Below are 25,732 nucleotides of genomic sequence, written 5' to 3'. Positions count from 1 at the left end.
TTGCAGACTATACCCCTAAAGAGGTGTGACCTACTGCACAACCTCGCCATTCGATAGCAGGGTGGATTCAGCCCAGAAACGACCGCCAAACACCCGATCAACAGCGTCTTGTGGCGGCGGAGCATGTCGGGATCGCGCTCAATGCGCATATTAGATAATCAATATAAATAATTGTAAAATATAAACTATTTATACGATCTTAAAGTCGATTCTATACTCTCATAAAGCCTATCCCTGTCGATATCGGCGACGACATCGATGGACCCATCCGATGTGGCCTCAATCCGCGTGCGGCCCCGTGTCTCCTGGTTGTCGACATCGACATCGACCCTGCAGCGTTCCAGGGCAAAGAGGTCGGGCCACAGCAGGTAGGCGGTCACGATGACATCGTGCAGCGGCATGGACCGCTCACGCCACATACCCGCAATGGCCCGCCCCAGCGTCCCGAAGCCGGCCAGGCCATCAAACCAGTCCGGCTCCGGCAAGGTTGGGCGGGTGATATCTAGCGGCACCAGCACCGTTGGTGCTCCGGCCGTCAGTACGATCTGGGCGGCGTGCGGGTCGACGTGAATGTTGAACTCGGCATGATCGGTGATGTTGCCGGCGGATCTGGCGCCGCCCATGATCACCAGCCGCGCCAGCTTGGCGGCGAGATCCGGTCGCATGGTGAAGGCGACCGCCAGATTGGTCAGCGGCGCGATCGCCGCCACCGTCACGGGCGCCGAGGCCCTGTCGATCAACTCGATCAGCTTGGCGACCGCGTGGTCTGGTTCCGGGCCGCGGGCCATTTCCGGCAGCCCCGAACCGCCGAGGCCGTCATGGCCATGGAGATGCGGTAACGGTTCATGTGCGGACAGTAAAGGCGCCGGACAGCCGCTATAGACCGGGATTTCGGGTCGACCCGCCGCTTCCACGATCCGCCGCGCCGCCGCCGTCGTGGTTTCCAGGCCCAGATTGCCCGCCGCCGTGGTCAAAGCCATCACGTTCAAACGGTCGGCGGCGGCGAGCGCCAGAAACAAGGCAAAGGCGTCATCCTTGCCGGGATCGGTGTCAAAGATGACATCGATGGGTTCAGCCAAAAATTCCACTCCCCTTGCCCGCGTCGCGGCGCTAGACATGGCGTTCTATGACCCCGCGGCAACGCACTGCAACGGTCCACGTAATCAGGGAAGCCAACCGATGACAACCAAGAGTCTGCCCCACGCCAACTGGAGCTATCCGACCGCCATGCGCTTTGGGGCCGGACGGATTGCCGAACTGCCGGCGATCTGCCGCGAACTCGGTATGACCCGCCCGCTGTTGGTGACCGATCCCGGCCTGGTGGATCTGCCAATGGTCAAGGACGCGATCGCCGCCAACGAAGCCGACGGCCTGCCAACCGGCCTGTTCTCCGACCTTCAACCCAATCCCGTCGGCAAGAACGTCGAAGAAGGCGTCGCGGTCATGCGTGAGGGTGGGCACGACGGTGTGATCGCCTGGGGCGGCGGCAGCGGCATGGACGCGGCCAAGGCGATCGCGCTGATGGTCGGCCAGGACCGGCCGATCTGGGACTTCGAGGATCGCGAAGACTGGTGGACACGCGCCGATGCCGACGCCATCCCGCCGATCATCGCCGTGCCGACGACGGCGGGAACCGGATCGGAGGTCGGGCGCGCCTCGGTCATTACCGACAGAAGCGACAACACCAAGAAGATCATTTTTCATCCCAAGATGCTGCCCGCCGTGGTCATCTCGGACCCCGAACTGACGGTTGGGCTGCCCGCCAACATCACCGCGTGGACCGGCATGGATGCCCTGGCCCACAACCTCGAGGCCCTTAGCGCGCCAGGTTATCACCCGATGGCCGATGGCATCGCGTTAGAAGGTATCGGACTGGTCAAAGAGTTCCTGCCACGCGCGGTGGCCGACGGCAGTGACCTTGAAGCGCGCGGCAACATGCTTGTCGCCGCGACCATGGGCGCGACGTCGTTCCAGAAAGGCCTCGGCGCGATCCATTCGCTGTCCCATCCAATCGGCGCCTTATTCCACACCCATCACGGCCGCACTAATGCCGTAGTCATGCCCTATGTCATGGTCTTCAACCGCGACGCCGTCGCGGACCGTTACACGGGACTGGCCCGCTATCTGGGGCTGCCCGACCCGTCCTTCGATGCCGTCCTTACGTGGGTCCTGGATTTGCGCAACGAACTTTCCATCGACCATACCCTGCGCGATCTTGGCGTCGACGACAGCCAGACCGACGACCTGATCCGACAGGCGGCCAACGATCCGACAGCCGGCACCAACCCGGTGCCGCTGAACCAGGACAACCTGGCTAAGGTTTTCCGAAACGCCATGGACGGAACGCTTGGATAACAGGTGGCTGATTGGTATCGCGGCATGTCTTCTCGTGGCCGGTCAACCGGCCGCAGCCGACGATGGCGACGATGCCAACCCACCGACAGAACGGCGTGACGGCAAAGGGCCGATTATCACCGCGCAGGTTGAGAACGACTACTTCGTATCCGAAGACGACAGTCAGTACACGCACGGCATGCGCCTCTCCTATTTCTCCGGCGCCAACGATGTCCCGGGCTTCGTGCGCAAGGGCGTTCAGGCGCTGCCTTTCTTCGACGAATGGGGCGACCTTAGAACCAGCTTTGCCATAGGCCAGAGCATGTTCACGCCCGATGACCTGTCGGCGACCGAAGTGGTCGAGGACGACCGTCCCTATGCCGGCTGGCTCTATGTCGACATCGGCGTCGAGTCGACCACGGCGGCGCGGCGCGATCTCGTGTCGCTGTCGCTCGGTGTCGTTGGTCCGGCCTCCTATGCCGAGCAGGTCCAGACCGAGTTTCATCGCATCATCAGCGCGCCGATCGGTGAAGGCTGGGACAATCAATTGCGCAACGAACCGGCCGCCATGCTGACCTACGAACGGCAGTTTCACGGCTACGCGCCGATGGATGTGTTTGGTCTTGAGGTCGACGCAACGCCCAACTGGGGTTTTGCGCTCGGCAACGTCTATACCTACGGCTCGACCGGGCTGATGCTGCGGCTCGGCAGCGATCTGAGTCAGGACTTTGGCCCGCCGCTGATCCAGCCCAGCCTGCCCGGTTCCGGCTACTTCGAACGGCGCGGTTGGGATGACTTCAACTGGTATGTGTTCGGCGGCGTTCAGGGACGCGCGGTCGCCTACAACATCTTCTTGGACGGCAACACGTTCCGCGACAGCCACCGCGTCGACAAGAAGTACCTGGTCGGCGAGTTTCAAACCGGAATCGTCGCCACGCTGGGCGACGTACGCATGGGCTTCACCCAGATTTTCCGCTCGAAAGAGTTTGAAGGTCAGGACGCGCCGGATGTCTATGGCGCGGTCACGGTATCGACCGGGTTCTAGAATCTCGATCGTTCCCCGCTCGCACGGGCCGTAGCCATCCCACTCCCCCCGCCTCCGGGGCAGTACGCCGAGAGGCGTTTTCGCCGAGGCCACCCCGAGTAGGGTGCCATGGGTGGCCGTGCGGGGAAGTGGGCTGGCGATGCTGGCTAGATGGGAAGCGCCCTAGCCTTCTTCCAGCGTCATTAGGGCCGCATTGCCACCGGCCGCCGTCGTATCGGTCGAGACGACGCGTTCGGTTGCGAAACGGTGGAGGTAATGCGGACCGCCGGCTTTAGGTCCGGTCCCCGACAAGCCCTCGCCGCCAAACGGCTGCGACCCGACGATGGCGCCGATCATGTTGCGGTTGACATAGATGTTGCCGACGCGGGCGCGCTCCACGATGTGGCGCGCGGTTTCGTCGATGCGCGTATGGATGCCGAGCGTCAGGCCGTAGCCGGTGCCGTTCACCGCGTCGATCACCTTGTCCAGGTCATCGGAAGCAAACCGCACGACGTGCAGAATGGGACCGAACACCTCGCGCTGAAGTCGGTCCAGCGATCCGATTTCGTAGGCCCGGGGCGCGACGAACGTGCCGTGGCTGCATGCTTGCGGCAGTGTCGCGCGGAACAGCAGCCTGGCCTCACGGTCCATACGTTCGGCATGGGCCTCCAACATCGCTTTGGCCTCATCATCGATGACCGGCCCGACATCGGTGGCGATCAGACCGGGGTCGCCGATCTGCAGTTCCTCCATGGCGCCGGTTAGCATTGTGATGACATGGTCGGCGACGTCGCGCTGCACGAACAGGACGCGCAGCGCCGAACAACGCTGGCCCGCGCTGTTGACGGCCGAGCGTATGACATCGGCGACAACCTGCTCGGGCAGCGCGCTTGAATCGACAAGCATCGCGTTCTGACCGCCGGTCTCCGCGATCAACGGCACGATTGGGCCGTCACGTTCGGCGAGCGTGCGGTTGATGATATGGGCCGTCTCCGTTGACCCGGTGAAGCACACGCCGGCAATGCGGCTGTCGCCGACAAGCCGACCGCCGATCGCCGCGCCGTCTCCGGGCAGCAGATGCAGGACGTCCGTGGGGATGCCGGCCTGATGCAGCAGACGTACGGCGAAGGCACCCATGACCGACGTCTGCTCCGCCGGCTTGGCCAGCACCGCGTTGCCGGCGGCAAGGGCGGCACTCACCTGGCCGGTGAAGATCGCGAGCGGAAAGTTCCACGGCGCGATACACAGGAAGACGCCGCGCCCAGCAAGGCGGATGACATTGCGTTCGCCGGTCGGTCCGGGCAGCACCGCGTCGCCGCTGAAATCCATTCTGGCGCGTTGCGCATAGTAGCGGCAGAAGTCGACGGCCTCGCGCACCTCGGCAACGCCGTCGACCAGCGTCTTGCCGGCTTCGCGCGCGGCGATCGCCATTGCCTCGGCCATGTTGGCTTCCAGCAAATCGGCTGCACGTTCCAGGCACGCCGCCCGCTCGTCGGCCGGTGTCGCGGACCAACCGGGCGCGGCCTTATGGGCGCTCGCCAAGGCAGCCTCCATATCAGCCTCGGACGAATCGACGACAGTGCCGACATCGCGACGGCGATCTGCGGGGTCCGTGATGACACGTTCGGCGCCTTGAACCGCGCGACCGTTGACTATCGGGGCGGCGCTGAATGGTCTGGCAGCGGCCGCTTCCATGTCGCGCGCCAACGTCACCAGGACTTCGCGGTCAGCCAGGTCGATGCCCCGCGCGTTCTTTCGCTCAGGCCCGAACAGATCCGCCGGCAAGGGTATCGCCGGATGCGCGCGCGGCTCGGCATGGCGCACCTGGTCGGCCGGATCGACGACCATGATATCCAGCGGCAAATCGTCATCAACAATGCGGTTGACGAAGGAGGTGTTCGCGCCGTTCTCCAATAGCCGTCGAACCAAGTAAGCCAGCAGATGTTCGTGGCTGCCGACCGGCGCATAGACACGGCAACTCAAGCCAAGCTTGTCGTCGCCGATGATCTCTTCGTAGAGCGCCTCGCCCATACCGTGAAGCCGCTGAAACTCGAAGTCACGGCGTCCCTCGGCAAGCGTCAGGATCGTGGCGAGCGACTGTGCATTGTGCGTCGCGAACTGTGGATAGAACACCTTAGGCTGCCCCAGCAGCTTCGTTGCGCAGGCGATATAGGAGACATCGGTGCTGGGTTTGCGGGTGAACACGGGATAGCCATCCAGCCCCTGCTCTTGCGTCCGCTTGATCTCCGTATCCCAGTAGGCGCCTTTTACCAGGCGTATCGGCAGACGACGCCTCTGATCGGTGGCCAGTTGCGCGAGCCAATCGATCAGGTGGATCGCGCGTTTTTGATAGGCCTGTACCGCCAGGCCCAGACCGTCCCAGTCCTTCAGGCTGTCATCGGCCGCGACCCAGGCGAAGACGTCAAGTGACAGGTCCAGCCGGTCGGCCTCCTCCGCATCGACGGTCAACGCGATGCCGTTCTGGCGAGCCAGGCGCGAGAGTTCCAACAGACGCGGCGCGAGCTCCGCCATGATGCGGTCGGCCTGGGCGAGTTCGTAACGGGGATGCAGCGCCGACAGTTTCACCGATATGCTCGGCTTGGCGAATTCATCCTGTTCGTTGGTCGATGCACCGACGCGCACGATCGCTTTTTCATACGCCGCCATATAGCCATCGGCATCGGCCATGGTGCGGGCCGCCTCGCCCAGCATGTCATAGGAGTGGCGATAGCCGCGGTTCTCCGAGTCACGCGCGCGCTCCAACGCTTCGTCGATGGTGCGCCCCATGACGAACTGACGGCCCATGATGCGCATGGCCTGTGTCATCGCCTGGCGGATGATCGGCTCACCGGCGCGGGTGATCAGCTTGCCGATGTTGCGGGCGATGTCGTCGCGCCAGGTGCGGTCCAGGTTGACCACGCGCCCGGTCAGCAACAAGCCCCAGGTCGATGCGTTGACGAACAGAGAATCGCTGCCGCCAAGGTGCTCTTCCCAGTTGGCGACCGAAATCTTGTCGCGAATCAGCTTATCGGCGGTGTCTGCATCGGGAATTCGCAGCAGCGCCTCAGCCATGCACATCAAGACGATGCCTTCCTGGCTCGACAGGTCATATTCGCTCATGAAAGCGTCGATGCCGCCGGTCTGCTGGCGACGGGCCCGGACATGAGCGACCAGCTCGCGGGCGCGACGCCGGATTCTGCGCCGGGTCGCTTCATCGAACGTCGCCAGTTCGAGCAGACCGTCGACGGCGGCCGCCTCGTCCTCGCGATAGGCGGCATTCAGCCGATGACGCAGGTTGTCATAGGGTGCTGGTTGCTGCGAAAAGACAAGCGGGTCGGTCTCAACCCCTGTCGTACTTTGCCGGCTTTGCGCGTTGTCCAATGACTTGACCTCTTGGCTTGGTTCACGCCGACCCTGGAGCCGGCTGCGGGTCAATGCTGGTAAGTGACGCCATCCGTTGCCATATTCTGACTACTTTTGCACCCGATGCCTTGGGTTTGCTACTATCTACGCCGGAATAGCCGGCGATTGGGGGATCAACGTGGTCGAGCCGACAACCAAAAATCGCGGTTTGACAGGCATCGAACTGCTCTCCGAGCTCTCGGAGGACGAAATCAAGGCGCTCGAAAAGAACGTCCGCTGGCGCAATTACAAGGCCGGCGAACAGATCATGGACCGCGCCAGCGACAACCGCGACGTATTTCTGGTCGCCGATGGCGCGGTCAGAATAGTCAATTATTCGCGGTCCGGCCGTGAGGTCGCCTACGCCATCGTCGACACCGGTGGCTATTTCGGCGAGCTCGCCGCGATCGACGGCGAGCCGCGATCGGCCACCGTGGTCGCGGTCAAGGCGGCCCAGGTAGCGATGATGTCGCCCAGCGCCTTCCTCGATCTGATGAGCCGGCACCCATCGGTGCTGCAAACCGTGGTGCGCCGCCTGGCCAAGATCGTCAGGACCTGCGACGACCGGATCATGGACCTGAGCACGCTAGGCGCCGTTCAGCGCGTCTATCTGGAGCTCTTGCGCATGTGCAAGCCCGATGCAGCCGGCGCCGGTTTCTGGGTCATCTACCCGATGCCGGCCCACAAGGAGATCGCCGGTCGCGCCAGCACAACCCGCGAGACGGTCGCCCGGGTGGTCAGCCATTTGACCCAGGACGGTATCGTCGAAAAACGCGACAAGGTGCTCTATATCCAAGATAAGCAGCGCCTTGAGGAACTTGCCGAATCCCTGGATGCAGAGCGATCTGCGGCAATCGCGCGCTAGGCGCCTCTCCGGACCCAGTGTGATGAGTGACATTCGTCATACCGTCGGCGTCACGAATGCGTCACACTCTAACCTGGAGACGGTGTATCGAGCGGCCCCGTCCTTCCCGTTGGAATGTCCAGCAACCGGTCAGGCGGCCCGGTTGTGCCAGCCCGGGCGCTAGGCCGGATGGCAGTCCAGGAAGGCATCATGGTCGTCGAAGCCGACGCCATACGGGACAAGGCCTAATGTCGTTCAAGATCAAGTTCTGGGGGGTTCGTGGCAGCATCGCTTGTCCGTCGCCCAATCACATCGCGTTCGGCGGCAACACGAGCTGCATCGAGGTCGCCTGTGGTGGCGAACGCGTCATTATGGACGCGGGCACCGGTATCCGCGGCCTTGGCCATTGGCTTTTGCGCAAGGACGTACGCGACGCGACGATCCTGCTCTCCCACACCCACTGGGACCACATCAACGGCTTTCCGTTCTTCACGCCGGCTTTCCATCCCGATTGTCATTTCACGGTGCTGGCTGGCCACCTGCAGAACGCCACGATCGAGCACGTCTTTGCCGATCAGATGCAAAGTCCCTACTTCCCCGTCCCGCTTGAAGCCATGACCGCCGCCAAGGAGTTTGCTGACTTCAAGGCCGGCGACAGCTTCAAACTGGGCCGGGCCAACAATATCGACATTCAGACGGCAGCGCTTAACCACCCCAACGGCGCGACCGGTTATCGCGTCAATTACAAGGGCAAGTCGTTTTGTTACGTGACCGACACCGAACACGTGATCGGCCAACCCGACCAAAATGTCCTCGGCTTAATCGAAGGCGCTGACCTCGTCGTCTACGACTCCACCTATACCGACAAGGAGTTCCCCGCAAAGATCGGCTGGGGCCATTCAACATGGCAGGAAGGCATCAGGCTATGCAAGGCCGCCAACGTTAAGAGTCTCGCCATCTTCCACCACGATCCCGATCATGAGGACCGTTTCATGCGCCGGGTCGAGACCAAGGCAAAAGTCATGTGGCCACAGGCCTTTGTCGCCAGGGAGCACATGCGTATCGAGCTTGCCTGATCCAATGGCAGTGCTGGAGAGTTTGCGCGGCGCCGCGGCACTGGTTCACCAGACCGTTCAACCGACATTGCAGCATTCGTGGCCCCTGCTGAACGCGCGGGCCGGTACCGAAGTCTGGGTCAAGCACGAGAACCACACACCGATCGGCGCCTTCAAGCTGCGCGGTGGCCTCGTCTACATGGACCGGTTGCGCGAACGCGAACCTGACGTGACCGGTGTCATCTCAGCGACCCGCGGCAACCATGGACAAAGCGTCGCCTTCGCCGCACGGCACTGCGGATTGTCCGCCACCATTGTCGTGCCGGAAGGCAACTCGTCGGAAAAGAACGCCGCCATGCAGGCGCTGGGCGCCGAGCTGATCGAGAATGGTCACGACTTTCAGGCGGCCTATGAGTTCACACTTGCCGAGGCCGAACGGCGCGCCCTGCACCTCGTGCCGTCATTCCACGACGACCTCGTATCCGGTGTCGCGAGTTACAGTCTCGAACTCTTCGACGCCGTCGACGATATCGACACGTTCTATGTACCGATAGGTCTGGGTTCGGGCATCTGCGGCGCCATTCGCGCGCGCGATGCGCTCGGTTTCAAAACAAAGATCGTCGGCGTCGTGTCCGAGAAAGCGGCAACCTATGCGCTGTCGTTCGAAGCCGGCGAGGCCATCGCCACCAACAGCGCCGATACGATGGCCGACGGTGTCGCCTGCCGCGTCCCGAACGACGACGCGCTCGCCATCATCCGGCGTGGCGCCGAACGCATCATCACGGTTTCCGATAACGCGATCATGGCGGCCATGCGCGACCTCGCCAGCGATACCCACAACATGGCCGAAGGCGCCGGCGCGGTCGCGCTTGCCGGCCTGATGAGCGAGTCAGACGGAATGCGCGGCAAGCGTGTCGCGATTGTCCTCTCCGGCGGCAACATCGACCGTGCGCTTTACCTCAAGGCACTTAGCGGTGAAGCAGACGCCTGACTTTCATTCTATTTCAAAGGGTTACCATCCGCCGGTGGCGAGCCAACGGTCGATCTCACCGAACTTGTCGCAGCCCCAAAACAGTTCGCCGTCGATATCGAACATGGGCGAACCGAAAATGCCCTTATCCAACGCCTTTTCGACTTCGACACGCAACCGATCCTTGACCGCATCATCGGCCAGAGCGGCCAGCAAGGCCTCGACGTCGATACCGAGCGCGTCGCAGGTCGCATCCGCCAGCTGTTGCGGTTTGGCAACGTCGCGGCCTTCGCCCCAGTAGTTCTGAAACACGTGGCGGGCAAAGCGAACCGCAAGGTCACTGTCCTGGTCATCGAGCCAATAGAACGCACGGCTTGCCGCGACCGAGTGAAACGGAAAGTTCTCCGGCCACACGAACGGCATGGCGTAGTCACGCGCCATACGTTCGAGGTCGTGCTTGAAGTAAGGGCCCCGAACCGGCTGGCTGATCAGCGGCGACTGACCGGTCTTCTGAAAGGCGATACCGAGCAGCGTCGGCCGCCACGAGACCGTTCGGCTGTGTTTGGCGGCGATGTCACCAATGCGCGCGGTCGCGAGATAGCCGTAGGGCGAGCTGAAGTCGAAATAGAAATCGATGGCTTTTGTCATGAGGTCCTAACCGGTTGTTTGGCGGCGCGCGGTCACTTCGATCTCGACCTTCATCTCCGGCTTGGTCAAGGCGCAGATGACGGTCGTGTTGGCTGGTCTGATATCACGGAAGTGCTCGCCGACCACACGAGCGATGGCCTCGAAGTCGTCCTGCTCGACGATATAGATAACGACACGGACGACATCGGCAAGCGACGATCCCGCCCGCTCCAACGCTTCGGAGATGTTGCGGAAACACTGGCGCGTTTGCTCGACCGCATCAGGCGAGATGTCGCCGGTCGCGTAATCGTACCCGGTCGTGCCTGAAACGAAAATCCAGTCGTCGTCGACAACCGCCCGGGCATAGCCGGCCAGTTCCTCGAAGGCGGAACCGGAATAGATCTTTCGCCGCATGGTGTCCTCCGATCAGAGCAGGATGGCCGCACCCAAGGCCAGGAAAACAAAGAAACCGACGACATCGGTCACGGTGGTCAGAAACACGCCGGCGGAGACGGCCGGATCGACCTTGATTGCGTTCAGCCCGATCGGGATCAGCGCACCCGCCATGCCGGCGACCAGCAGGTTCACCACCATGGCAATACCGATGACAACGCCCAGCATCGGTTCCTGAAACCACTGCCAGGCGACCAGCCCGACCAACACCGCGAACAACAGGCCGTTCAACAACCCGACGACAACCTCCTTGCCGACAACACGCAGCGCGTTGGCCCGCGTCAGGTCGCGAGTCGCCAATGCACGCACGGCAACAGTCATCGTCTGGGTGCCGGCGTTGCCGCCCATCGACGCGACGATCGGCATCAAAACGGCGAGCGCCACAAACCGCTCCAGCGTGCCTTCGAAGATCCCGATCACGAAAGACGCCAACACGGCGGTGCCAAGGTTGACAAAAAGCCACAGGAAACGCTTGCGCGTTGTCGTGACAATCTCATCGTTCAGGTCGGCCTGCGCCACACCGCCAAGGCGCAGCGTGTCCTCTTCCGTCACCTCGCTGATAACATCGACGACGTCGTCAAAGGTGATCGCGCCGAGCAGCCGGCCATCGTTATCGGTCACCGCCATCTCGCTCAGACCATATTGCTGAAAGACATAGGCGACCTCTTCCTGGTCAGTGTCTGCGTTGACGGTCGTCGGCTCGGCGTCCTCAACCAGGTTTTGCAAGCGGGTTTCGCGGCGGTTTCGCAGGATCCGGCTGACCGGTACCGAGCCCAGCGGCTTGTGCTGCGGATCGACGATAAAGACATCATAGAAATCGTCCGGCAGATCGTCGCTTGCGCGCAGGTAGTCGATGGTCTGACCGATGTTCCAGAACATCGGCACGGCAACGACGTCGCGGCGCATCAGGCGCCCGGCGCTGTCCTCCGGAAAAGTGAGACCTTCCTCAACAGCGCGGCGCGATGCGAACGGCACCGCCGCCAAGACCTCGTCCTGGAGGTCCTGGTCGAGATCCTCGAGAACATCGACGGCATCGTCGGTCTCAAGCTGTTCCACCATGTGGGCAACATCGTCGGTACCCAGGATCTCGACGACGTCCTCAAGGACCGATTCATCCAGGTGCGCCAACACCTCCGGATCAAACTCCGGGCGCAGCGCGTCGAGCACCTGGCGGCGCTGGTGCGCGGTGATCTGCTCCAGCAAATCGGCGACATCGGCGGGATGCAGCGGGACGATCAGCGCTTCCAACCGGTTGGCGTCATCGCCGCTGAGCGACTCCAATATGGCGTGTAACAGCTCGGGCGTCAGACCGTAGAGGTCGTGGACGTCTGACGCGGTTTCGGTGGTGCTTGGCGCCGACTGCTCATTCATCATACACCCAGTCTAGAGTGTTAGCCTGCGGGATGGCATCACCAGGGGCGGACCGATGTGCGCCAACGAAAAAGACCCGCCGCAAGGCGACGGGTCTTTTTCAGGAAACTGGTGCGGTCGAGAAGACTCGAACTTCCACGGGCTAAGCCCACAGCGCCCTCAACGCTGCGCGTCTACCAATTCCGCCACGACCGCAGATCTGGTAATCGACGTTCCTATAGCTAGATTCATAGGGGCCCGCAAGGGCCGCAAACAAAGACGGAACCGGCATGTCAGGTGTTTTATGGCAGTTGAGCGAGGCGCCCGTCGCTTATCCGGACGCCATCAGCTTCATGGAGGAGCGGGCGGCGGCGATTCGCGCCGGTGAAGCGCCAGAGACCGTCTGGCTGGTCGAACACCCGCCGCTCTATACGGCCGGCACCAGCGCCGACGCCAGCGAACTTCTGGATTCCGGCGATTTTCCGGTCTACCGGACCGGCCGCGGCGGCCGCTACACCTATCACGGCCCCGGACAGCGGGTTGCCTATGTCATGCTGGATCTAAAGGCCCGCGGCGGCGACCTGAAGGCTTTCGTGCGCGGGCTGGAGACATGGCTCATTGCCACCCTCGCCGACTTCGGCGTCACCGGCGAAACACGGGACGATCGGGTCGGTGTCTGGGTCCGCCGGCCGGGTGGCGAAGACAAGATTGCCGCCATCGGCATCCGGGTGCGCCGCTGGGTGTCGTTCCACGGCATCGCCATCAATGTCGACCCCGATCTCGACCACTTTCGCGGCATCATTCCCTGCGGCATCCAAGGTCACGGCGTGACGTCACTGAGTGCCCTTGGCGTCGACGCCGATATGGCGGGGGTCGACGAGGCACTGAAGTCCAATTTCGAAGCGGCCATGCCGGTCCGACAAGAAGCCGCGTTGGCGTTCTCACGCAGTAGGTAACTGAAGAAAGCCGGATTCGATCGCGCTATCGTCGTCGCGAACGTCCACGTTCGTGACCTTGGCAAGCGGCGGGCCGTCGTGACAAAGCGCGATCATCTGCTCGACACTGTCAGGCGTTCCGGCAAAAACCGCCTCGACCGTCCCGTCGCGACGATTTCGCACCCAGCCGTTCAACCCCAGATCGCTCGCCTCCTCGCCGGTCCAGGCGCGGTACCAGACGCCCTGCACGCAGCCGGAGACGACCGCGCGAACCTGGCGATGATCGCTCTCAAGCGTCATCGAACTCCAGAATGATCTGATCGACCGCCAGCGAATCACCCTTGGCGACGTTCACCACTTTGACTCGTCCGTCGATCTCCGCGTGCAGCACATTCTCCATCTTCATGGCGTCTACGATCGCGAGTGGTGCGCCAGCCTTCACCTCCTCGCCCTCGGCGACCAGGATGTCGACGACCATGCCCGGCATGGGCGACAGCAGCAGGCGCGACGTATCGGCCGGCTCCTTGAACGGCATGCGCTCCAGAAGCGTGTCGGCGTGCTGACTCAAGATGACGACGCGCTCGGCAACGCCAGCATGGGATAGATTCCACTGGGTGCCCTGCCGGTCAGTCTGCACGATGACCGGGCGGTCCTGCACCATGCCATCGAAATGCCGGTGTCCGGGCCGCCAGTGCCCACGGACGGCAATCTCTTGACCATCCATCGTGACGTCGATGCCGCCCTCGACCAGCGCCGCCGTCACCGCATGGCGATCCACGCCCAGGCGCACGACCCAGTTATCGGCCAAAGAATGGACGCCATCGAACTGCCCGGAGATCTCGCGGTCACGATCAAGCACCGTCAAATGCGCCAGAAGACCGACGCCGACAAGGTTCTCCAGCGTCTCGCGGTCAAGCGCCGCGCCGCTGAAGCCATCGGGCCAGACATCGGTGACGAAGCCCGTCGTCAGCGCGCCATCACGAAAGCGCTCCTCGCGCATGATTGCCGAGAGGAAACCGATGTTGTGGCTGACGCCGCGAATCTGAAAGCCGTCAAGCGACCGCTTCATGGTATCGATCGCCGCCGCCCGATCGCTGCCGTAACTCACCAGCTTCGCGATCATGGGGTCGTAGAACATCGTGACCTCCGACCCCTCCTCCACACCGCTGTCGATGCGGACATGGGCGGATTCCTCCGGTGGGCGATACCGCGTCAGCCTGCCGATCGACGGCAGGAAACCGCGCAGCGGATCCTCCGCATAGACACGGGTCTCGATCGCCCAGCCGTCCAGCTTGATATCGTCCTGGCTGAACGCCAGCTTTTCGCCCGCCGCGACACGGATCATCTGCTCGACCAGGTCAAGGCCGGTCACGAACTCGGTGACCGGATGCTCCACCTGCAATCTTGTATTCATTTCAAGGAAATAGAAGTTTTTGTTCGCATCCGCCACGAACTCGACCGTGCCGGCCGAATGGTAGTCGACAGCCCGCGCCAGGGCCACCGCCTGTTCGCCCATCGCCTGCCGCGTCTTTGGATCGAGCAGCGGGCTCGGCGCCTCCTCAACGACCTTCTGATGACGGCGCTGGATCGAACACTCGCGCTCGCCCAGATAGACGATGTTGCCGTGCGCGTCGGCCATGATCTGGATCTCGATATGGCGTGGCTCGACGATGAACTTTTCCAGAAACACCCGGTCGTCGCCGAATGAGGCCTTGGCCTCCGACCGCGCCGCGCGAAAACCCTCCCGCGCCTCCTCAGCACTCTCAGCGACGCGCATGCCCTTGCCACCGCCGCCGGCCGCGGCCTTGATCATGACGGGGTACCCGATGGTTTCGGCGATCTTGAGCGCCTCATCCGCGTCGGCGATCTCGCCCATATGGCCGGGAATGACGTTGACGTTGGCCTTTTCCGCCAGCTTCTTGGACTCGATCTTGTCGCCCATGGCGGCGACAGCGGCCGCGGGCGGACCGATGAAGACGGCGTCGGCCTTCTCGACAGCCTCGACGAAGGCGCCGTTTTCCGACAAGAAGCCGAAACCCGGATGCACCGCTTCGGCGCCGGTCTCGCGGATCACCTCGACGATACGGTCGATCTTCAGGTAACTCTCGGCAGGCGCCGGCGGACCGATGAACACTGCCTCGTCGGCCATCCGAACGTGCAGCGCATCGGCGTCGGCCTCCGAATAGATGGCGACCGTCTGGATGCCCATGCGCCGGCAGGTCTTGATAATCCGACAGGCGATCTCGCCGCGATTGGCTATAAGAATCTTCTTGAACATTCCGCCCTAACTACCTGCTACAGAGGAATATTATCGTGTTTCTTCCACGGATTTGTTAAGTCCTTGTCGCGCAACATGCGCAACGCCGTGCCGACACGGCGCCGGGTGCTGCGCGGCATGATGACGTCGTCAATGAAACCGCGGCGGGCTGCCGAGAACGGGTTGGCGAAGCGCTCGCGGTACTCCTCGGTCCGCGCCTCGATCTTCTCCGCATCGTCCAACTCGGCGCGGAAGATGATCTCGACTGCACCCTTCGACCCCATCACCGCGACCTCGGCGGCCGGCCAGGCATAGTTCACGTCACCGCGCAGATGCTTGGAGCTCATGACCACGTAGGCGCCGCCATAGGACTTGCGGGTGATGACCGTAACCTTGGGCACAGTCGCTTCCGCATAGGCGTAGAGCAGCTTGGCGCCGTGCTTGATGATTCCGCCATGCTCCTGGCTGGTGCCGGGCAGGAAACCCGGCACATCGACGAAGGTGACGATCGGAATGTTGAAACAGTCACAGAACCGCACGAAGCGCGCGGCTTTCTTGGATGCGTCGATGTCGAGGCAGCCGGCAAGCACCATCGGCTGGTTGGCGACAATGCCGATGGTATGACCGTCGATGCGGCCGAAGCCCGTCACGATGTTGCCGGCATAACCCGGCTGGAGCTCAAAGAAGTCGCCCTCGTCGACCACCTTCTCGATCAGCTCCTTCATGTCGTAGGGCTTGTTCGGGTTGGCCGGCACCAGCGTGTCGAGCGATGCTTCGGCCCGGTCAAGCGGGTCGTCGGTGTGCCAATGCGGAGCCTTCTCACGGTTTGACGCCGGCAGGAAGTCGAGGAAACGGCGCAGCTCGGCGAGCGTCTCGACATCGTTCTCCAAGGCCAGATCCGCGACGCCCGACCGGGTCGTGTGGGTGACGGCGCCGCCCAGCTCTTCATGGGTCACCATCTCATGGGTCACGGTCTTCACGACGTCGGGACCGGTGACGAACATGTAAGCACTGTCTTTCACCATGAAGATGAAGTCGGTCATCGCCGGCGAATAAACGGCACCGCCCGCGCACGGGCCCATGATGACGGAGATCTGCGGCACGACGCCCGATGCCAGGACGTTACGCTGGAAGACTTCGGCATAACCGGCCAGCGACGCCACGCCTTCCTGAATGCGCGCGCCGCCGGAATCGTTGATGCCGATGACCGGCGCGCCGACCTGCATCGCGCGGTCCATGATCTTGCAGATTTTTTCCGCATGCGCCTCCGACAGCGAACCGCCGAACACCGTGAAATCCTGACTGAAGACAAAGACCAGACGGCCGTTGACCGTGCCCCAGCCGGTGACCACGCCATCGCCCGGCACCTTCTGCTCGGTCATGCCGAAATCGCTGCAGCGATGTTCGACGAACATATCCCATTCTTCGAATGAGCCTTCGTCGAGCAGCAGCTCAATCCGTTCGCGCGCGGAGAGCTTGCCTTTGTCGTGCTGGGCCTGAACACGCCGCTCGCCCCCGCCGGCGCGTGCCTGTTCGCGCCGCTCTTCAAGCTGCCGGATCATGTCGTTCATTGGCGTCCCGCCTCACCCAAACCCTTGTTATTCCTCGATATCATTCATTGTGCGGCGCAGCAAGTTTGACCGCTGGCAACCGCCCCAACAGATACAGCAGGCGCTCGGCCATGACGATTTCCTCACGCAACGCATCCTGCCGCGCCTTGGCCTCCGCGTCCTCGCCCCACACCTCGGCCGCGTAGTGTTCATCAGCCAAGCCTGCCCGCCAGGCGTCCTCGCCGGCAATTTCACCCTCGACCACCGCCAAACCGGCGATCAACGAGCCGGTTGCCACGGTAACGGCATGGACTGCCATCAGTTCGAAGTCGGTCAGTGGCTCCAGGGCAGCGGCAAGCGCGTGAACCGCCTCGGTCGGCTGGTCGACGGGCATGATGCCGCTGGTCACCGACATCTGCGCGCCATAGCGCCGGCGGGCCCAATCGACGAGCGGCTGCCAATGGCGCGCCTGGAACGCCACCAGCTCCGCCGGCGCATCGGCGCGGTAGCAGACGAGATCGCTGGCGCCAAACTCGGCGAGATCCGCCGTGACCTGGGCCCGGCGAAAGGCGACCCGATCGATGGCGGTGGTCACCAATCGGGTGATCGGCATCGTTTGCGGCATCACGTCGCCCGACTGGCCACGCCATTCACCGGCAATCTCGTCGGCCAAGTCTTCGGTGGGCACGACAATGCGCTCGCGCCCCGGCGTGTGTACCGGCCGTTCATCAAGCGTGACTTCGAACCCGCCCTCGCAAGGCCGCCACGCGACGATGTCATAGAAGCGCTTCACCATGGCTAGACCGTCGCGGCCGAAGCCATAAGATCGTCGATGACGCCGTGCAGGTCCGTCGGATGATCGACGATGCACCGGGCCCCCGCCGCGATGAGATGATCGGAGGGATGATAGCCCCATGCTACGCCGATCGCGGGCACCCCGGCGGCAACCGCCATCGCCATATCGAAGGTCGTATCGCCGACAACGACGGTATCTGCCGCCAGCGCGCCGGTCTCGGCGATCGCCTGGTTGACCATGCCGGGATCGGGTTTTCCCGGTGCTGTGTCCGCTGTCTGAAGTGTGACAAAGCGGGCCGTCAAATCGTGCTGGGCCAGAACCATCGCAAGACCCTGACTGCCCTTTCCGGTGACGATACCGAGCAACGCGCCCTGGTCATCCAGAGTCTCGATCACCTCGCGCATACCGTCAAACAGCGGCTCGTGGTGGCCGACGCGCTGACGCAATTGTACGAACGCCTCCTTATAGCTTCGCGCCAATCCGGCGACTTGGTCGGATGAACCCACCGGATGCAGCTGCGCGATGGCCGTATCGAGCGGCAGTCCGATGACGCGGCGTACGTCTTGGCGCGGCAGCGGCGATAGTCCGTGATCAAGAAAGGCGAACGACATCGCCTCGTGGATGACATGCTGACTGTCGACCAGCGTACCGTCGCAATCGAAGAGAACGAGACGGCGGCTCATGGCGCAACGGCGGCGGCGTTCGGATCGAAGCCGAAGAGCGCCCAGCTCTTCACGAGGTCGCGCGGCAACGGCGCTTCGACCCTGAGCTCGCCGCCATGCCACGGCATCGCAATCGCACGGGCGTGCAGGTGAACACGCTTGGCAAGATCGAAGCCGGAGAGGAAGGCATCGCGGCCACCATACTTGCCGTCGCCCAAGATGGGGCAACCGATGGCCGCGCAATGCACCCGCAGTTGGTGCGTGCGCCCGGTCAGCGGGCTCAAGGCAAGCCATGCCACCTTATCGCCGGCGCTATCGACAACCCGAAAGTGGCTGATCGCGCGGCGACCCGCCTCTTCATCGACGCGCATGCGCTCACCGCCCCTGCCCGGCCGTTTGGCAAGCGGCATGTCAATCAGGCCTTCGTCGGCATCCGGCCGGCCCGCGACCAGCGACCAATAGGTCTTGTCCGTCTCCCGGCCCTTGAAAAGATCGCCAAGCTCGCGTGCGGCGGCGGCATGGCGTGCCAGCAGCATGACCCCGCTGGTATCGCGGTCAAGACGATGGACCAGACGAGGACGCTCCGGCGCGCCGAACTTCAGCGCATCAAGCATGCCGTCCAGATGGCGCTTCGTGCCGGAACCACCCTGCACCGCCAGTCCCGAAGGTTTGTCGAGCGCAATGACATCATCGTCGCGGTAGACAATGCGTGCGGCCAGGTCCTCGGCTTCGCGCCGATCAACAGGCGTCGCGGATTGGGGGCGTGGCGCGGCGGCCTTCGCGTCCGGCAAAGGCGGCACGCGCACGGTCTGGCCGGCGACAAGCCGATCGCCGGGCTTGCAACGCCGGCCGTCGAGCCGGACCTGACCCGTGCGCAGCAGCTTTGCGAGGTGACCATGTGTGACCGCCGGAAACTCGCGGTGAAACCAACGGTCCAGGCGCATGTGTTCGTCACCCGGCGCGACCGTGACATGGCGCACCTGCGTCATGTCAGCACGAGGCGCATCAAGCGCATGCCACCATAAAGGGCGAGCACACAGAGCGTTACCGACAGCAGAATGTAGAGTGCCGCGCCAACGAAATTGCCGCGCTCAATCTGTAGGACGACATCGAGAGAGAACGTCGAGAAGGTCGTATAGGCGCCGAGGACGCCAACGACCAGCATGGCGCGAAGCTCAGGTGACGGCGACCAGACGAGCGACGCACTCTCGACAAGGGCACCCAAGACAAAGGAGCCGACGATGTTGACGACAAGCGTGCCGAACGGAAAGCCAAGCCCCGTTACCGCACCGACGCCGGCAACCGTGAGGTAGCGGCCGACGGCGCCGAGCGCGCCGCCAAGCGCGACCAGGAGCAGCATCTTGATCACGTGTCGCCCCCGGCACCGCGTTTGTCACGCAGCTTCGCCCAGTACTCCAGGCGTTTCGCGATCTCGCGTTCAAAGCCGCGTTCGACCGGGACGTAGTAACGCTCGCGCGTCATCTCGTCGGGGAAGTAATCCTGGCCGGAAAAGGCGTCCGGCGCGTCGTGGTCATAATCATAGTTCGCGCCATAACCCATCTCTTTCATCATCTTCGTTGGCGCGTTGAGGATGTGTTTGGGCGGCGTCAGCGAGCCATGGTCCTTGGCACTGCGCCGAGCGGCTTTGTAGGCCTTGTAGCCGGCATTCGACTTGGGTGCCGTCGCGCAATAAATCACCGCCTGCGCCAAAGCCAGTTCGCCTTCCGGAGAACCAAGGAAATCGTAAGTGTCTTTAGCGGCGATGCACTGCGCGAGCGCCTGGGGGTCAGCCAGACCAATGTCCTCGATCGCCATGCGCACGATGCGGCGCGCGACGTAAAGCGGATCCTCGCCGGCGTCGAGCATGCGCGCGAGCCAATAGAGCGAGGCGTCGGGGTCAGAGCCGCGCACCGACTTGTGCAACGCGCTGATCAGGTTGTAGTGCCCCTCGTCCGCCTTGTCGTAGACGGGCACGCGGCGTTGGACGACATCGGCCAACTGGCCGCGATCGATGGTCTTGCCGGGTTCAAGCGACAGCAGTTCCTCTGCCATGTTGAGCAGGAAACGACCGTCGCCATCGGCCATGTCCTTCAGCGCTTCCCGCGCGTCACCGTCCAACGGCAGCGTGTTGCCGGTGTCGGCCTCGGCGCGGCTTAGAAGGTCATCCAGGGCGTCGTTATCGAGGCGGTTGAGAACCAAAACCTGACAGCGCGACGTCAACGCGGCGTTCACCTCAAACGATGGGTTCTCCGTCGTCGCGCCGACCAGTATCACCGTGCCGTCCTCGACGAACGGCAGCAGCGCGTCCTGCTGGGCCTTGTTGAAACGGTGGATCTCGTCGACGAACAACAGGGTCCCGCGGCCGTCCTGGCGCCGCGCGCGAGCACGCTCGAAGACCTTGCGCAGATCGGCCACGCCGGCAAAGACGGCGGAGATCGGTTCGAACGCCAGATCGGTCTTGTCCGCGAGCAAACGGGCAATGGTGGTCTTTCCCGAACCCGGCGGGCCCCACAGAATGAGCGAGACGAGCCTGCCCTTGGCGACCATGCGGCCGAGCGGCGCGTCGGGATCGAGCAGATGGTCCTGCCCGACCACCTGCTCAAGCGTCTCCGGCCTCAAGCGGTCGGCAAGCGGCCTTGGGGCCTGGGATTCGAACAGCGTCGCCATTGAGACAGTCTAGAGCGGTTCGGCGTCAAGCCGAAGCGGTCCATACACAAAGGGCGGCCATAGAGCCGCCCTTTGGTTGGTCGTCGAATAAGGTCGCGGCCTTATGCGGCGACGTTTTCGTCCTCGTCGTCGTCGAACTGGGTCGGGCCGGAATCCTGACCCTTGGCGTCTTCGTCGCGATCGACCAGTTCGATGATCGCCATCGGCGCGTCGTCGCCATAGCGGAAACCGGCCTTCAGCACGCGCGTGTAGCCGCCCGAGCGGTCCTGATAACGCTCCGCCAGGACGTCGAACAGCTTTGCCACCATGGCATCGTCGCCGATCTTCGCATGGGCCTGACGGCGGGCATGCAGATCGCCGCGCTTGGCGAGCGTGATCAGCTTTTCGGTATAGGGCGCGAGCTCCTTGGCCTTGGGCAGGGTCGTCTTGATCTGCTCGTGTTTGACTAGCGCCTGGGCCATGTTGATCAGCAGCGCCTTTCTATGGGCACTGGTGCGGTTGAGCTTGCGTCCGGCGTTACGGTGTCGCATGGCGGTCTCCTGAAGTCCGGCGGCGCCGAATCAGTTAAAGGGGTCCTCGAGCTTCTTGGCGAGCTCCTCGATGTTTTCCGGCGGCCAGTCCGGGATCTTCATGCCGAGATGCAGGCCCATCTGCGAGAGCACGTCCTTGATTTCGTTCAGCGACTTGCGGCCGAAGTTCGGCGTGCGCAGCATCTCCGCTTCGGTCTTCTGCACGAGATCACCGATATAGACGATGTTGTCGTTCTTCAGGCAGTTGGCCGATCGCACCGAGAGTTCGAGCTCGTCAACCTTGCGCAGCAGGTTGGCATTGAACTCAGGCTCGGCCGCTTCCTCACGCTCGACGCGGACCTCAGGCTCTTCGAAATTGATAAAGAGTTGGAGCTGGTCCTGAAGGATGCGTGCTGCGAGCGCGACCGCATCTTCCGGCGTGACGGCGCCGTTGGTGTCGACGGTCATCGAGAGCTTGTCGTAGTCTGTGACCTGGCCAACGCGGCTGTTTTCGACCTTGTAGGCGACCTTGCGCACGGGGCTGTAGATCGCGTCGACCGGTATCAGACCGATCGGCGCATCGTCCGGACGGTTCTGGGCAGCCGGCACATAACCTTTGCCGAGCTCGACCGTGAACTCCATGTTCAGATCTGCATCGCCGTCCAGCGTGCAGATGACATGGTCGGGGTCCATGATCTCGATATCCGGGCCGGTCTCGATCATCGACGCGGTCACGGCACCCGGGCCCTTGGCCTTCAGCGACATGCGCTTCGGCCCCTCGGAATACATCCGAAGCGCCATTGCCTTGATGTTCAAGACGATGTCGGTCACGTCCTCATGCACGCCGGTGATCGACGAGAACTCATGCAGGACGTTGTTGATCTGAATCGACGTCACCGCCGCACCCTGCAGCGACGACAGGAGAACGCGGCGCAGCGCGTTACCCAGCGTCAGGCCGAACCCGCGCTCCAGAGGCTCCGCAACGATGGTCGCTTCACGCGAGGCATCGATGCCAGGCTCGATCTGCAGCTTGTTCGGTTTGATCAATGCTTGCCAGTTTCTGTTCATCGCTAGAGACGACCTCATTTGTGTAGCGCCGCTTTTTGAGGCGGCATGGGCCAGACGCTTAGCGCCCGGCCATCGGTAATCCTGTTGTCGCGTCCGACCGCGCTTGCGGCCGGCGCACCCTAAGCGGTGCTAAACGCGGCGGCGCTTGCGCGGGCGGCAGCCGTTATGCGGGATCGGCGTCACGTCCTGGATGGCCGTGATGTTGAAGCCGATCGCCGACAGCGCGCGCAGCGCCGACTCACGGCCCGAGCCCGGGCCCTTGACCCGCACCTCAAGCGTCTGCATGCCGTGATCCATCGCCTTGCGGCCAGCGTCTTCTGCGGCCATCTGGGCGGCATAGGGGGTCGACTTCCGCGAACCCTTGAAGCCCATGGATCCGGCCGACGACCACGAAATCGCGTTGCCCTGGGCGTCCGCGATGGTGACCGTCGTGTTGTTGAACGAGGCGTTCACATGCGCCACGCCCGACGTGATGTTCTTGCGCTCGCGCCGCCTGACGCGTGTTGCTTCCCGAGCCATGGCGATCCTTACTTCTTCTTACCGGCGATCGGCCGCGCCTTGCCCTTGCGGGTTCGCGCATTGTTGTGGGTGTTCTGGCCGCGCACCGGCAGTCCCTTGCGGTGGCGGATGCCACGGTTGCAGCCCATGTCCATCAAACGCTTGATGTTCATGGCGACTTCGCGCCTGAGATCGCCTTCGACGACCAGGTTCGAATCGATGATCTCGCGGATCTGAGCGACCTCGGCGTCAGTCAGTTCGTTGACACGGCGCGCATCGGGAATCTGCGCGTTGGCACAGACCTGCTTCGCCGTTGTGCGACCGATACCGTGGATGTAGGTCAGCGCAATCTCGACGCGTTTATTGGTCGGAATATTGACACCAGCAATACGTGCCAAAGTTACCTCTCCTCAGGCAAAGCAAAAGAGCCGGCAAAACCGCTCCGGTTTCCGGGATCGCGGCGGAGTATAGGCATCGCGGGCATCGAGTCAATCATTGCCGCCGCCTTCCGCGCACGAATTCACAACCGCCTCTATCTGGCGGGTCACATCGTCGATATCGGCCATGCCGTCGACTGAAGAAAGCACGCCATGCCCTTGATAATACGGCAAAAGTGGCGCGGTCTGGCCGTGGTAGACCGTCAGGCGTGACCGCAGGGTCTCCTCGTTATCGTCGGCGCGGCGCGTGAACTCGCTACCGCCACAAACATCGCAGATGTCCGCAATCTTTGGTTGCTGAAACTTGTCGTGATACCCGGCGCCGCACTTGGCACAGGTGAAGCGGCCCGTCAGGCGTTCGACAAGGGCCTCGTCGTCGACCTGCATCTCGATCACGCAGTCCAGCGCCAGACCGCGTTCGGCCAGCATTCGGTCGAGCGCCTCGGCCTGGGCTTCGGAACGGGGAAAGCCGTCCAGAATGAAACCGTTGGCGCAGTCGGGCTGGTCGATGCGGTCGGAAATCATGCCGACAATGATGTCGTCGGACACCAGCTCGCCGCGATCCATGATCTCCTTGGCCATCTTGCCCATCTCGGTACCCTCGGCAACCGCCGCGCGCAGCATGTCGCCGGTCGAAAGCTGGGGGATGCCGTGGGCCTCGACAAGACGCTTCGCCTGGGTCCCCTTACCGGCGCCTGGCGGACCCAAAAGGATCAGCTTCATCCCCGCCGCCCCTTCAGCTTGGCCTTTTTGATCAGGCCCTCGTATTGGTGGGCCAGAAGGTGCGATTGGATCTGACTGATCGTGTCCATCGCCACCGTTACGGTGATCAGCAACGATGTGCCGCCAAGCAGGAACGGGACCGCCGAGTTGCCGATAAAGAACTCCGGCACCACGGCGACCGCGGTCAGATAGATCGCGCCGACCGTGGTCAGGCGGGTCAGGACGTAGTCCAGGTACTCCGCGGTGTTCTTGCCTGGCCGGATGCCCGGCACGAAACCGCCGTGCTTCTTCAGGTTGTCCGCCGTATCTGCCGGATTGAAGACGATCGACGTATAGAAGAAACAGAAAAAGATGATGCCCGCCGCATAGAGCGAGAGATACATCCACCCGCCGCGACGCAGCAGAAGCGTCGCCTCTTGCAGCCACTCCGGCCCGCCGGCGGCGGAGAAACTCGCCAGCGTCACCGGCATCAGCAGGATGGAGCTGGCGAAGATCACCGGAATAACGCCGGATGTGTTCAGCTTCAGCGGCAGATGCGAACTCTCGCCGCTGAACATCCGGTTGCCGACCTGGCGTTTTGGATATTGGACGATAATGCGCCGCTGCGCGCGCTCCATGAAGACGATAAAGGCGAACAGCAGGATCAGGCTGACCAGGATCGCCATGATGGCGAACGCCGACATGGCGCCGATCCGACCGAGCTCCAGGATCTGGGCGATCGCCGACGGGAACATCGCGACGATGCCGGCGAAGATGATCAGTGAGACGCCGTTGCCGACACCGCGCTGGGTGATCTGTTCGCCCAGCCACAACAGGAACATCGTGCCGCCGACCAGCGTCACGACCGTCGTGAAGCGGAAGAAATAGCCGGGATCGATGACCGCAGACCCCATGCTTCCGCGCATCGCCTCCAGGCCAACCGCGATGCCGTACCCTTGGACAATACACAGCAGCACCGTCAGGTAGCGCGTGTACTGGTTCATCTTCTTGCGGCCGGACTCGCCCTCCTTCTTCATCTGCTCCAGCGCAGGCGACACTGTCGTCATCAGCTGCATGATGATCGAGGCCGAGATATAGGGCATGACGTTCAAGGCGAAGATCGTCATGCGCTCCAACGCGCCGCCGGAGAACATATTGAACATCGACAGCACGCCGCCGGCCTGCTGCTGGAAGATGTCGTTCAGGATGGCCGGATCAATGCCGGGAATCGGAATATAGGTGCCCAGGCGATAGATGATCAAAGCGCCCAGGGTAAACCACAGGCGCTTTTTCAGGGAGCAGCCGCTGAAGAACCGAAGGCGAACGGCGAGCTGGAGCTCGCGGTCTTGGCCGGCGTTCCGCTGAACTGGAAGGCGCTCCCTGATGATGTGGATGACGGCTGTGCTGCTGTGTCTGTGGCAGTTTTTCCGAAGGCAAATCCGGCACTAGACGGCTGCTGCTTGTTTGCATCTTGACCAAAAGCGAATGGAGTCGACGACGGTTTAGGAGCTGCAATGTCTTTTGCACCGCCGAAAGTGAACAAGCCACTGGACGCGGCCGGTCCCGTTTTGGGAGTTCCAGAATTGTTGTCT

Annotated in this window: 25 protein-coding genes, 1 tRNA gene and 1 pseudogene; 6 read left to right on the top strand and 21 right to left on the bottom strand. The window is 62.9% G+C overall.

Translation table 11 applies throughout. The features are described 5' to 3' along the window. Positions 1–185: 185 nt before the first annotated feature. Positions 186–1,079 (bottom strand): nucleoside hydrolase, encoded by an 894-nt coding sequence (locus AAF563_16760; protein MEM7122933.1) that lies wholly within the window; start codon positions 1,077–1,079, stop codon positions 186–188. A gap of 100 nt (positions 1,080–1,179) precedes the next feature. Here AAF563_16760 and AAF563_16755 point away from each other — a divergent pair, with 100 nt between their 5' ends. Together AAF563_16755 and AAF563_16750 are read left to right on the top strand one after the other, a co-directional pair. Next, positions 1,180–2,355 carry an iron-containing alcohol dehydrogenase gene (locus AAF563_16755; protein ID MEM7122932.1) on the top strand — a complete coding sequence of 392 codons (1,176 nt, stop codon included), beginning with the start codon at positions 1,180–1,182 and terminating at the stop codon, positions 2,353–2,355. Beyond that, positions 2,348–3,379, top strand: coding sequence for a lipid A deacylase LpxR family protein (locus AAF563_16750; protein ID MEM7122931.1), 1,032 nt, complete (start codon positions 2,348–2,350; stop codon positions 3,377–3,379). The genes AAF563_16755 and AAF563_16750 overlap by 8 nt, the downstream gene beginning before the upstream one ends. A gap of 162 nt (positions 3,380–3,541) precedes the next feature. Here the strand turns inward: AAF563_16750 and putA are convergent, their stop codons facing one another. Next, positions 3,542–6,739, bottom strand: coding sequence for a bifunctional proline dehydrogenase/L-glutamate gamma-semialdehyde dehydrogenase PutA (putA, locus tag AAF563_16745; GenBank protein MEM7122930.1), 3,198 nt, complete (start codon positions 6,737–6,739; stop codon positions 3,542–3,544). Between the two features lie 160 nt (positions 6,740–6,899). Between putA and AAF563_16740 the strand changes: the two genes are divergently transcribed. The 3 genes from AAF563_16740 (at position 6,900) to AAF563_16730 (ending at position 9,650) form a co-directional block, all read left to right on the top strand. Then, positions 6,900–7,625, top strand: coding sequence for a Crp/Fnr family transcriptional regulator (locus AAF563_16740; GenBank protein MEM7122929.1), 726 nt, complete (start codon positions 6,900–6,902; stop codon positions 7,623–7,625). 227 nt (positions 7,626–7,852) lie between these two features. Then, positions 7,853–8,680 carry an MBL fold metallo-hydrolase gene (locus AAF563_16735; GenBank protein MEM7122928.1) on the top strand — a complete coding sequence of 276 codons (828 nt, stop codon included), beginning with the start codon at positions 7,853–7,855 and terminating at the stop codon, positions 8,678–8,680. Positions 8,681–8,684: 4 nt separating this feature from the next. Beyond that, complete coding sequence (locus AAF563_16730; GenBank protein MEM7122927.1) at positions 8,685–9,650, top strand: threonine dehydratase; 966 nt, start codon at positions 8,685–8,687, stop codon at positions 9,648–9,650. A gap of 21 nt (positions 9,651–9,671) precedes the next feature. Here AAF563_16730 and AAF563_16725 read toward each other — a convergent pair whose 3' ends face one another. The 4 genes from AAF563_16725 to AAF563_16710 all read right to left on the bottom strand — a co-directional run bounded on the left by AAF563_16725 (position 9,672) and on the right by AAF563_16710 (position 12,275). Next, a complete protein-coding gene (locus tag AAF563_16725; protein ID MEM7122926.1) occupies positions 9,672–10,277 on the bottom strand; it encodes a 2-hydroxychromene-2-carboxylate isomerase in 606 nt (201 codons plus the stop codon). Positions 10,278–10,283: 6 nt separating this feature from the next. Continuing rightward, positions 10,284–10,670, bottom strand: a complete 387-nt coding sequence (locus AAF563_16720) for a RidA family protein (GenBank protein MEM7122925.1) — start codon at positions 10,668–10,670, stop codon at positions 10,284–10,286. A 12-nt stretch (positions 10,671–10,682) separates the two neighbouring features. Next, positions 10,683–12,083: a magnesium transporter gene (gene mgtE, locus AAF563_16715; GenBank protein MEM7122924.1), complete on the bottom strand. Its 1,401-nt coding sequence runs from the start codon at positions 12,081–12,083 to the stop codon at positions 10,683–10,685. Positions 12,084–12,189: 106 nt separating this feature from the next. Beyond that, a tRNA-Leu gene (locus tag AAF563_16710) sits at positions 12,190–12,275 on the bottom strand. Positions 12,276–12,349: 74 nt separating this feature from the next. Between AAF563_16710 and lipB the strand changes: the two genes are divergently transcribed. Further along, positions 12,350–13,015 carry a lipoyl(octanoyl) transferase LipB gene (lipB, locus tag AAF563_16705; GenBank protein ID MEM7122923.1) on the top strand — a complete coding sequence of 222 codons (666 nt, stop codon included), beginning with the start codon at positions 12,350–12,352 and terminating at the stop codon, positions 13,013–13,015. Here the strand turns inward: lipB and AAF563_16700 are convergent. The 15 genes and pseudogenes from AAF563_16700 to AAF563_16630 form a co-directional block, all read right to left on the bottom strand. Continuing rightward, the gene (locus AAF563_16700) at positions 13,001–13,294 is read right to left on the bottom strand and encodes an acylphosphatase (protein ID MEM7122922.1); all 294 of its coding nucleotides are present in this window, start codon (positions 13,292–13,294) and stop codon (positions 13,001–13,003) included. The genes lipB and AAF563_16700 overlap by 15 nt on opposite strands. Then, positions 13,284–15,272, bottom strand: a complete 1,989-nt coding sequence (locus AAF563_16695) for an acetyl/propionyl/methylcrotonyl-CoA carboxylase subunit alpha (GenBank protein ID MEM7122921.1) — start codon at positions 15,270–15,272, stop codon at positions 13,284–13,286. Before AAF563_16695 ends, AAF563_16700 begins: the two co-directional genes overlap by 11 nt. 17 nt (positions 15,273–15,289) lie before the next feature. Continuing rightward, the gene (locus tag AAF563_16690) at positions 15,290–16,822 is read right to left on the bottom strand and encodes an acyl-CoA carboxylase subunit beta (protein ID MEM7122920.1); all 1,533 of its coding nucleotides are present in this window, start codon (positions 16,820–16,822) and stop codon (positions 15,290–15,292) included. A 40-nt stretch (positions 16,823–16,862) separates the two neighbouring features. Next, complete coding sequence (locus tag AAF563_16685) at positions 16,863–17,597, bottom strand: ATP12 family protein (GenBank protein ID MEM7122919.1); 735 nt, start codon at positions 17,595–17,597, stop codon at positions 16,863–16,865. Between the two features lie 2 nt (positions 17,598–17,599). Then, the gene (locus AAF563_16680; GenBank protein MEM7122918.1) at positions 17,600–18,280 is read right to left on the bottom strand and encodes an HAD-IA family hydrolase; all 681 of its coding nucleotides are present in this window, start codon (positions 18,278–18,280) and stop codon (positions 17,600–17,602) included. After that, complete coding sequence (locus AAF563_16675) at positions 18,277–19,248, bottom strand: RluA family pseudouridine synthase (GenBank protein MEM7122917.1); 972 nt, start codon at positions 19,246–19,248, stop codon at positions 18,277–18,279. Before AAF563_16675 ends, AAF563_16680 begins: the two co-directional genes overlap by 4 nt. Continuing rightward, positions 19,245–19,619 carry a fluoride efflux transporter CrcB gene (gene crcB / locus AAF563_16670; protein ID MEM7122916.1) on the bottom strand — a complete coding sequence of 125 codons (375 nt, stop codon included), beginning with the start codon at positions 19,617–19,619 and terminating at the stop codon, positions 19,245–19,247. The genes AAF563_16675 and crcB overlap by 4 nt, the downstream gene beginning before the upstream one ends. Before the next feature lie 5 nt (positions 19,620–19,624). Then, positions 19,625–20,926 carry a replication-associated recombination protein A gene (locus AAF563_16665; GenBank protein ID MEM7122915.1) on the bottom strand — a complete coding sequence of 434 codons (1,302 nt, stop codon included), beginning with the start codon at positions 20,924–20,926 and terminating at the stop codon, positions 19,625–19,627. 101 nt (positions 20,927–21,027) lie between these two features. After that, complete coding sequence (gene rplQ / locus AAF563_16660) at positions 21,028–21,456, bottom strand: 50S ribosomal protein L17 (protein ID MEM7122914.1); 429 nt, start codon at positions 21,454–21,456, stop codon at positions 21,028–21,030. 30 nt (positions 21,457–21,486) lie between these two features. Beyond that, a complete protein-coding gene (locus AAF563_16655) occupies positions 21,487–22,503 on the bottom strand; it encodes a DNA-directed RNA polymerase subunit alpha (protein ID MEM7122913.1) in 1,017 nt (338 codons plus the stop codon). Positions 22,504–22,632: 129 nt separating this feature from the next. Further along, positions 22,633–23,022 (bottom strand): 30S ribosomal protein S11, encoded by a 390-nt coding sequence (gene rpsK, locus AAF563_16650; GenBank protein ID MEM7122912.1) that lies wholly within the window; start codon positions 23,020–23,022, stop codon positions 22,633–22,635. A gap of 8 nt (positions 23,023–23,030) precedes the next feature. Next, positions 23,031–23,399, bottom strand: a complete 369-nt coding sequence (gene rpsM, locus AAF563_16645) for a 30S ribosomal protein S13 (protein MEM7122911.1) — start codon at positions 23,397–23,399, stop codon at positions 23,031–23,033. A gap of 90 nt (positions 23,400–23,489) precedes the next feature. Then, on the bottom strand, positions 23,490–24,161 hold the full coding sequence (locus AAF563_16640) for an adenylate kinase (protein ID MEM7122910.1): 672 nt from the start codon (positions 24,159–24,161) through the stop codon (positions 23,490–23,492). Continuing rightward, positions 24,158–25,435: pseudogene (secY, locus tag AAF563_16635) on the bottom strand (preprotein translocase subunit SecY). The gene AAF563_16640 and the pseudogene secY overlap by 4 nt, the downstream one beginning before the upstream one ends. Further along, positions 25,432–25,732 (bottom strand): hypothetical protein (locus tag AAF563_16630; protein ID MEM7122909.1); only part of this gene is annotated, 301 nt, incomplete at its 5' end. The pseudogene secY and the gene AAF563_16630, both read right to left, overlap by 4 nt.

The sequence above is a fragment of the Pseudomonadota bacterium genome, from assembly GCA_039028155.1.
Lineage (GTDB): Bacteria > Pseudomonadota > Alphaproteobacteria > SP197 > SP197 > JANQGO01.
Note: the sequence above shows the minus strand (reverse complement) of the source record. Positions and strands in the feature narration are given on the sequence as shown.

Bases quoted from the DNA above. Each gene is read 5' to 3' on its own strand.
- AAF563_16755 (MEM7122932.1), top strand. From the start codon at position 1,180: ATGACAACCAAGAGTCTGCCCCACGCCAACTGGAGCTATCCGACCGCC.
- AAF563_16735 (MEM7122928.1), top strand. From the start codon at position 7,853: ATGTCGTTCAAGATCAAGTTCTGGGGGGTTCGTGGCAGCATCGCTTGT.
- AAF563_16730 (MEM7122927.1), top strand. From the start codon at position 8,685: ATGGCAGTGCTGGAGAGTTTGCGCGGCGCCGCGGCACTGGTTCACCAG.
- AAF563_16725 (MEM7122926.1), bottom strand. From the start codon at position 10,277: ATGACAAAAGCCATCGATTTCTATTTCGACTTCAGCTCGCCCTACGGC.
- AAF563_16720 (MEM7122925.1), bottom strand. From the start codon at position 10,670: ATGCGGCGAAAGATCTATTCCGGTTCCGCCTTCGAGGAACTGGCCGGC.
- mgtE (MEM7122924.1), bottom strand. From the start codon at position 12,083: ATGATGAATGAGCAGTCGGCGCCAAGCACCACCGAAACCGCGTCAGAC.
- lipB (MEM7122923.1), top strand. From the start codon at position 12,350: ATGTCAGGTGTTTTATGGCAGTTGAGCGAGGCGCCCGTCGCTTATCCG.
- AAF563_16700 (MEM7122922.1), bottom strand. From the start codon at position 13,294: ATGACGCTTGAGAGCGATCATCGCCAGGTTCGCGCGGTCGTCTCCGGC.
- AAF563_16695 (MEM7122921.1), bottom strand. From the start codon at position 15,272: ATGTTCAAGAAGATTCTTATAGCCAATCGCGGCGAGATCGCCTGTCGG.
- AAF563_16690 (MEM7122920.1), bottom strand. From the start codon at position 16,822: ATGAACGACATGATCCGGCAGCTTGAAGAGCGGCGCGAACAGGCACGC.
- AAF563_16685 (MEM7122919.1), bottom strand. From the start codon at position 17,597: ATGGTGAAGCGCTTCTATGACATCGTCGCGTGGCGGCCTTGCGAGGGC.
- AAF563_16680 (MEM7122918.1), bottom strand. From the start codon at position 18,280: ATGAGCCGCCGTCTCGTTCTCTTCGATTGCGACGGTACGCTGGTCGAC.
- AAF563_16675 (MEM7122917.1), bottom strand. From the start codon at position 19,248: ATGACGCAGGTGCGCCATGTCACGGTCGCGCCGGGTGACGAACACATG.
- crcB (MEM7122916.1), bottom strand. From the start codon at position 19,619: ATGCTGCTCCTGGTCGCGCTTGGCGGCGCGCTCGGCGCCGTCGGCCGC.
- AAF563_16665 (MEM7122915.1), bottom strand. From the start codon at position 20,926: ATGGCGACGCTGTTCGAATCCCAGGCCCCAAGGCCGCTTGCCGACCGC.
- rplQ (MEM7122914.1), bottom strand. From the start codon at position 21,456: ATGCGACACCGTAACGCCGGACGCAAGCTCAACCGCACCAGTGCCCAT.
- AAF563_16655 (MEM7122913.1), bottom strand. From the start codon at position 22,503: ATGAACAGAAACTGGCAAGCATTGATCAAACCGAACAAGCTGCAGATC.
- rpsK (MEM7122912.1), bottom strand. From the start codon at position 23,022: ATGGCTCGGGAAGCAACACGCGTCAGGCGGCGCGAGCGCAAGAACATC.
- AAF563_16640 (MEM7122910.1), bottom strand. From the start codon at position 24,161: ATGAAGCTGATCCTTTTGGGTCCGCCAGGCGCCGGTAAGGGGACCCAG.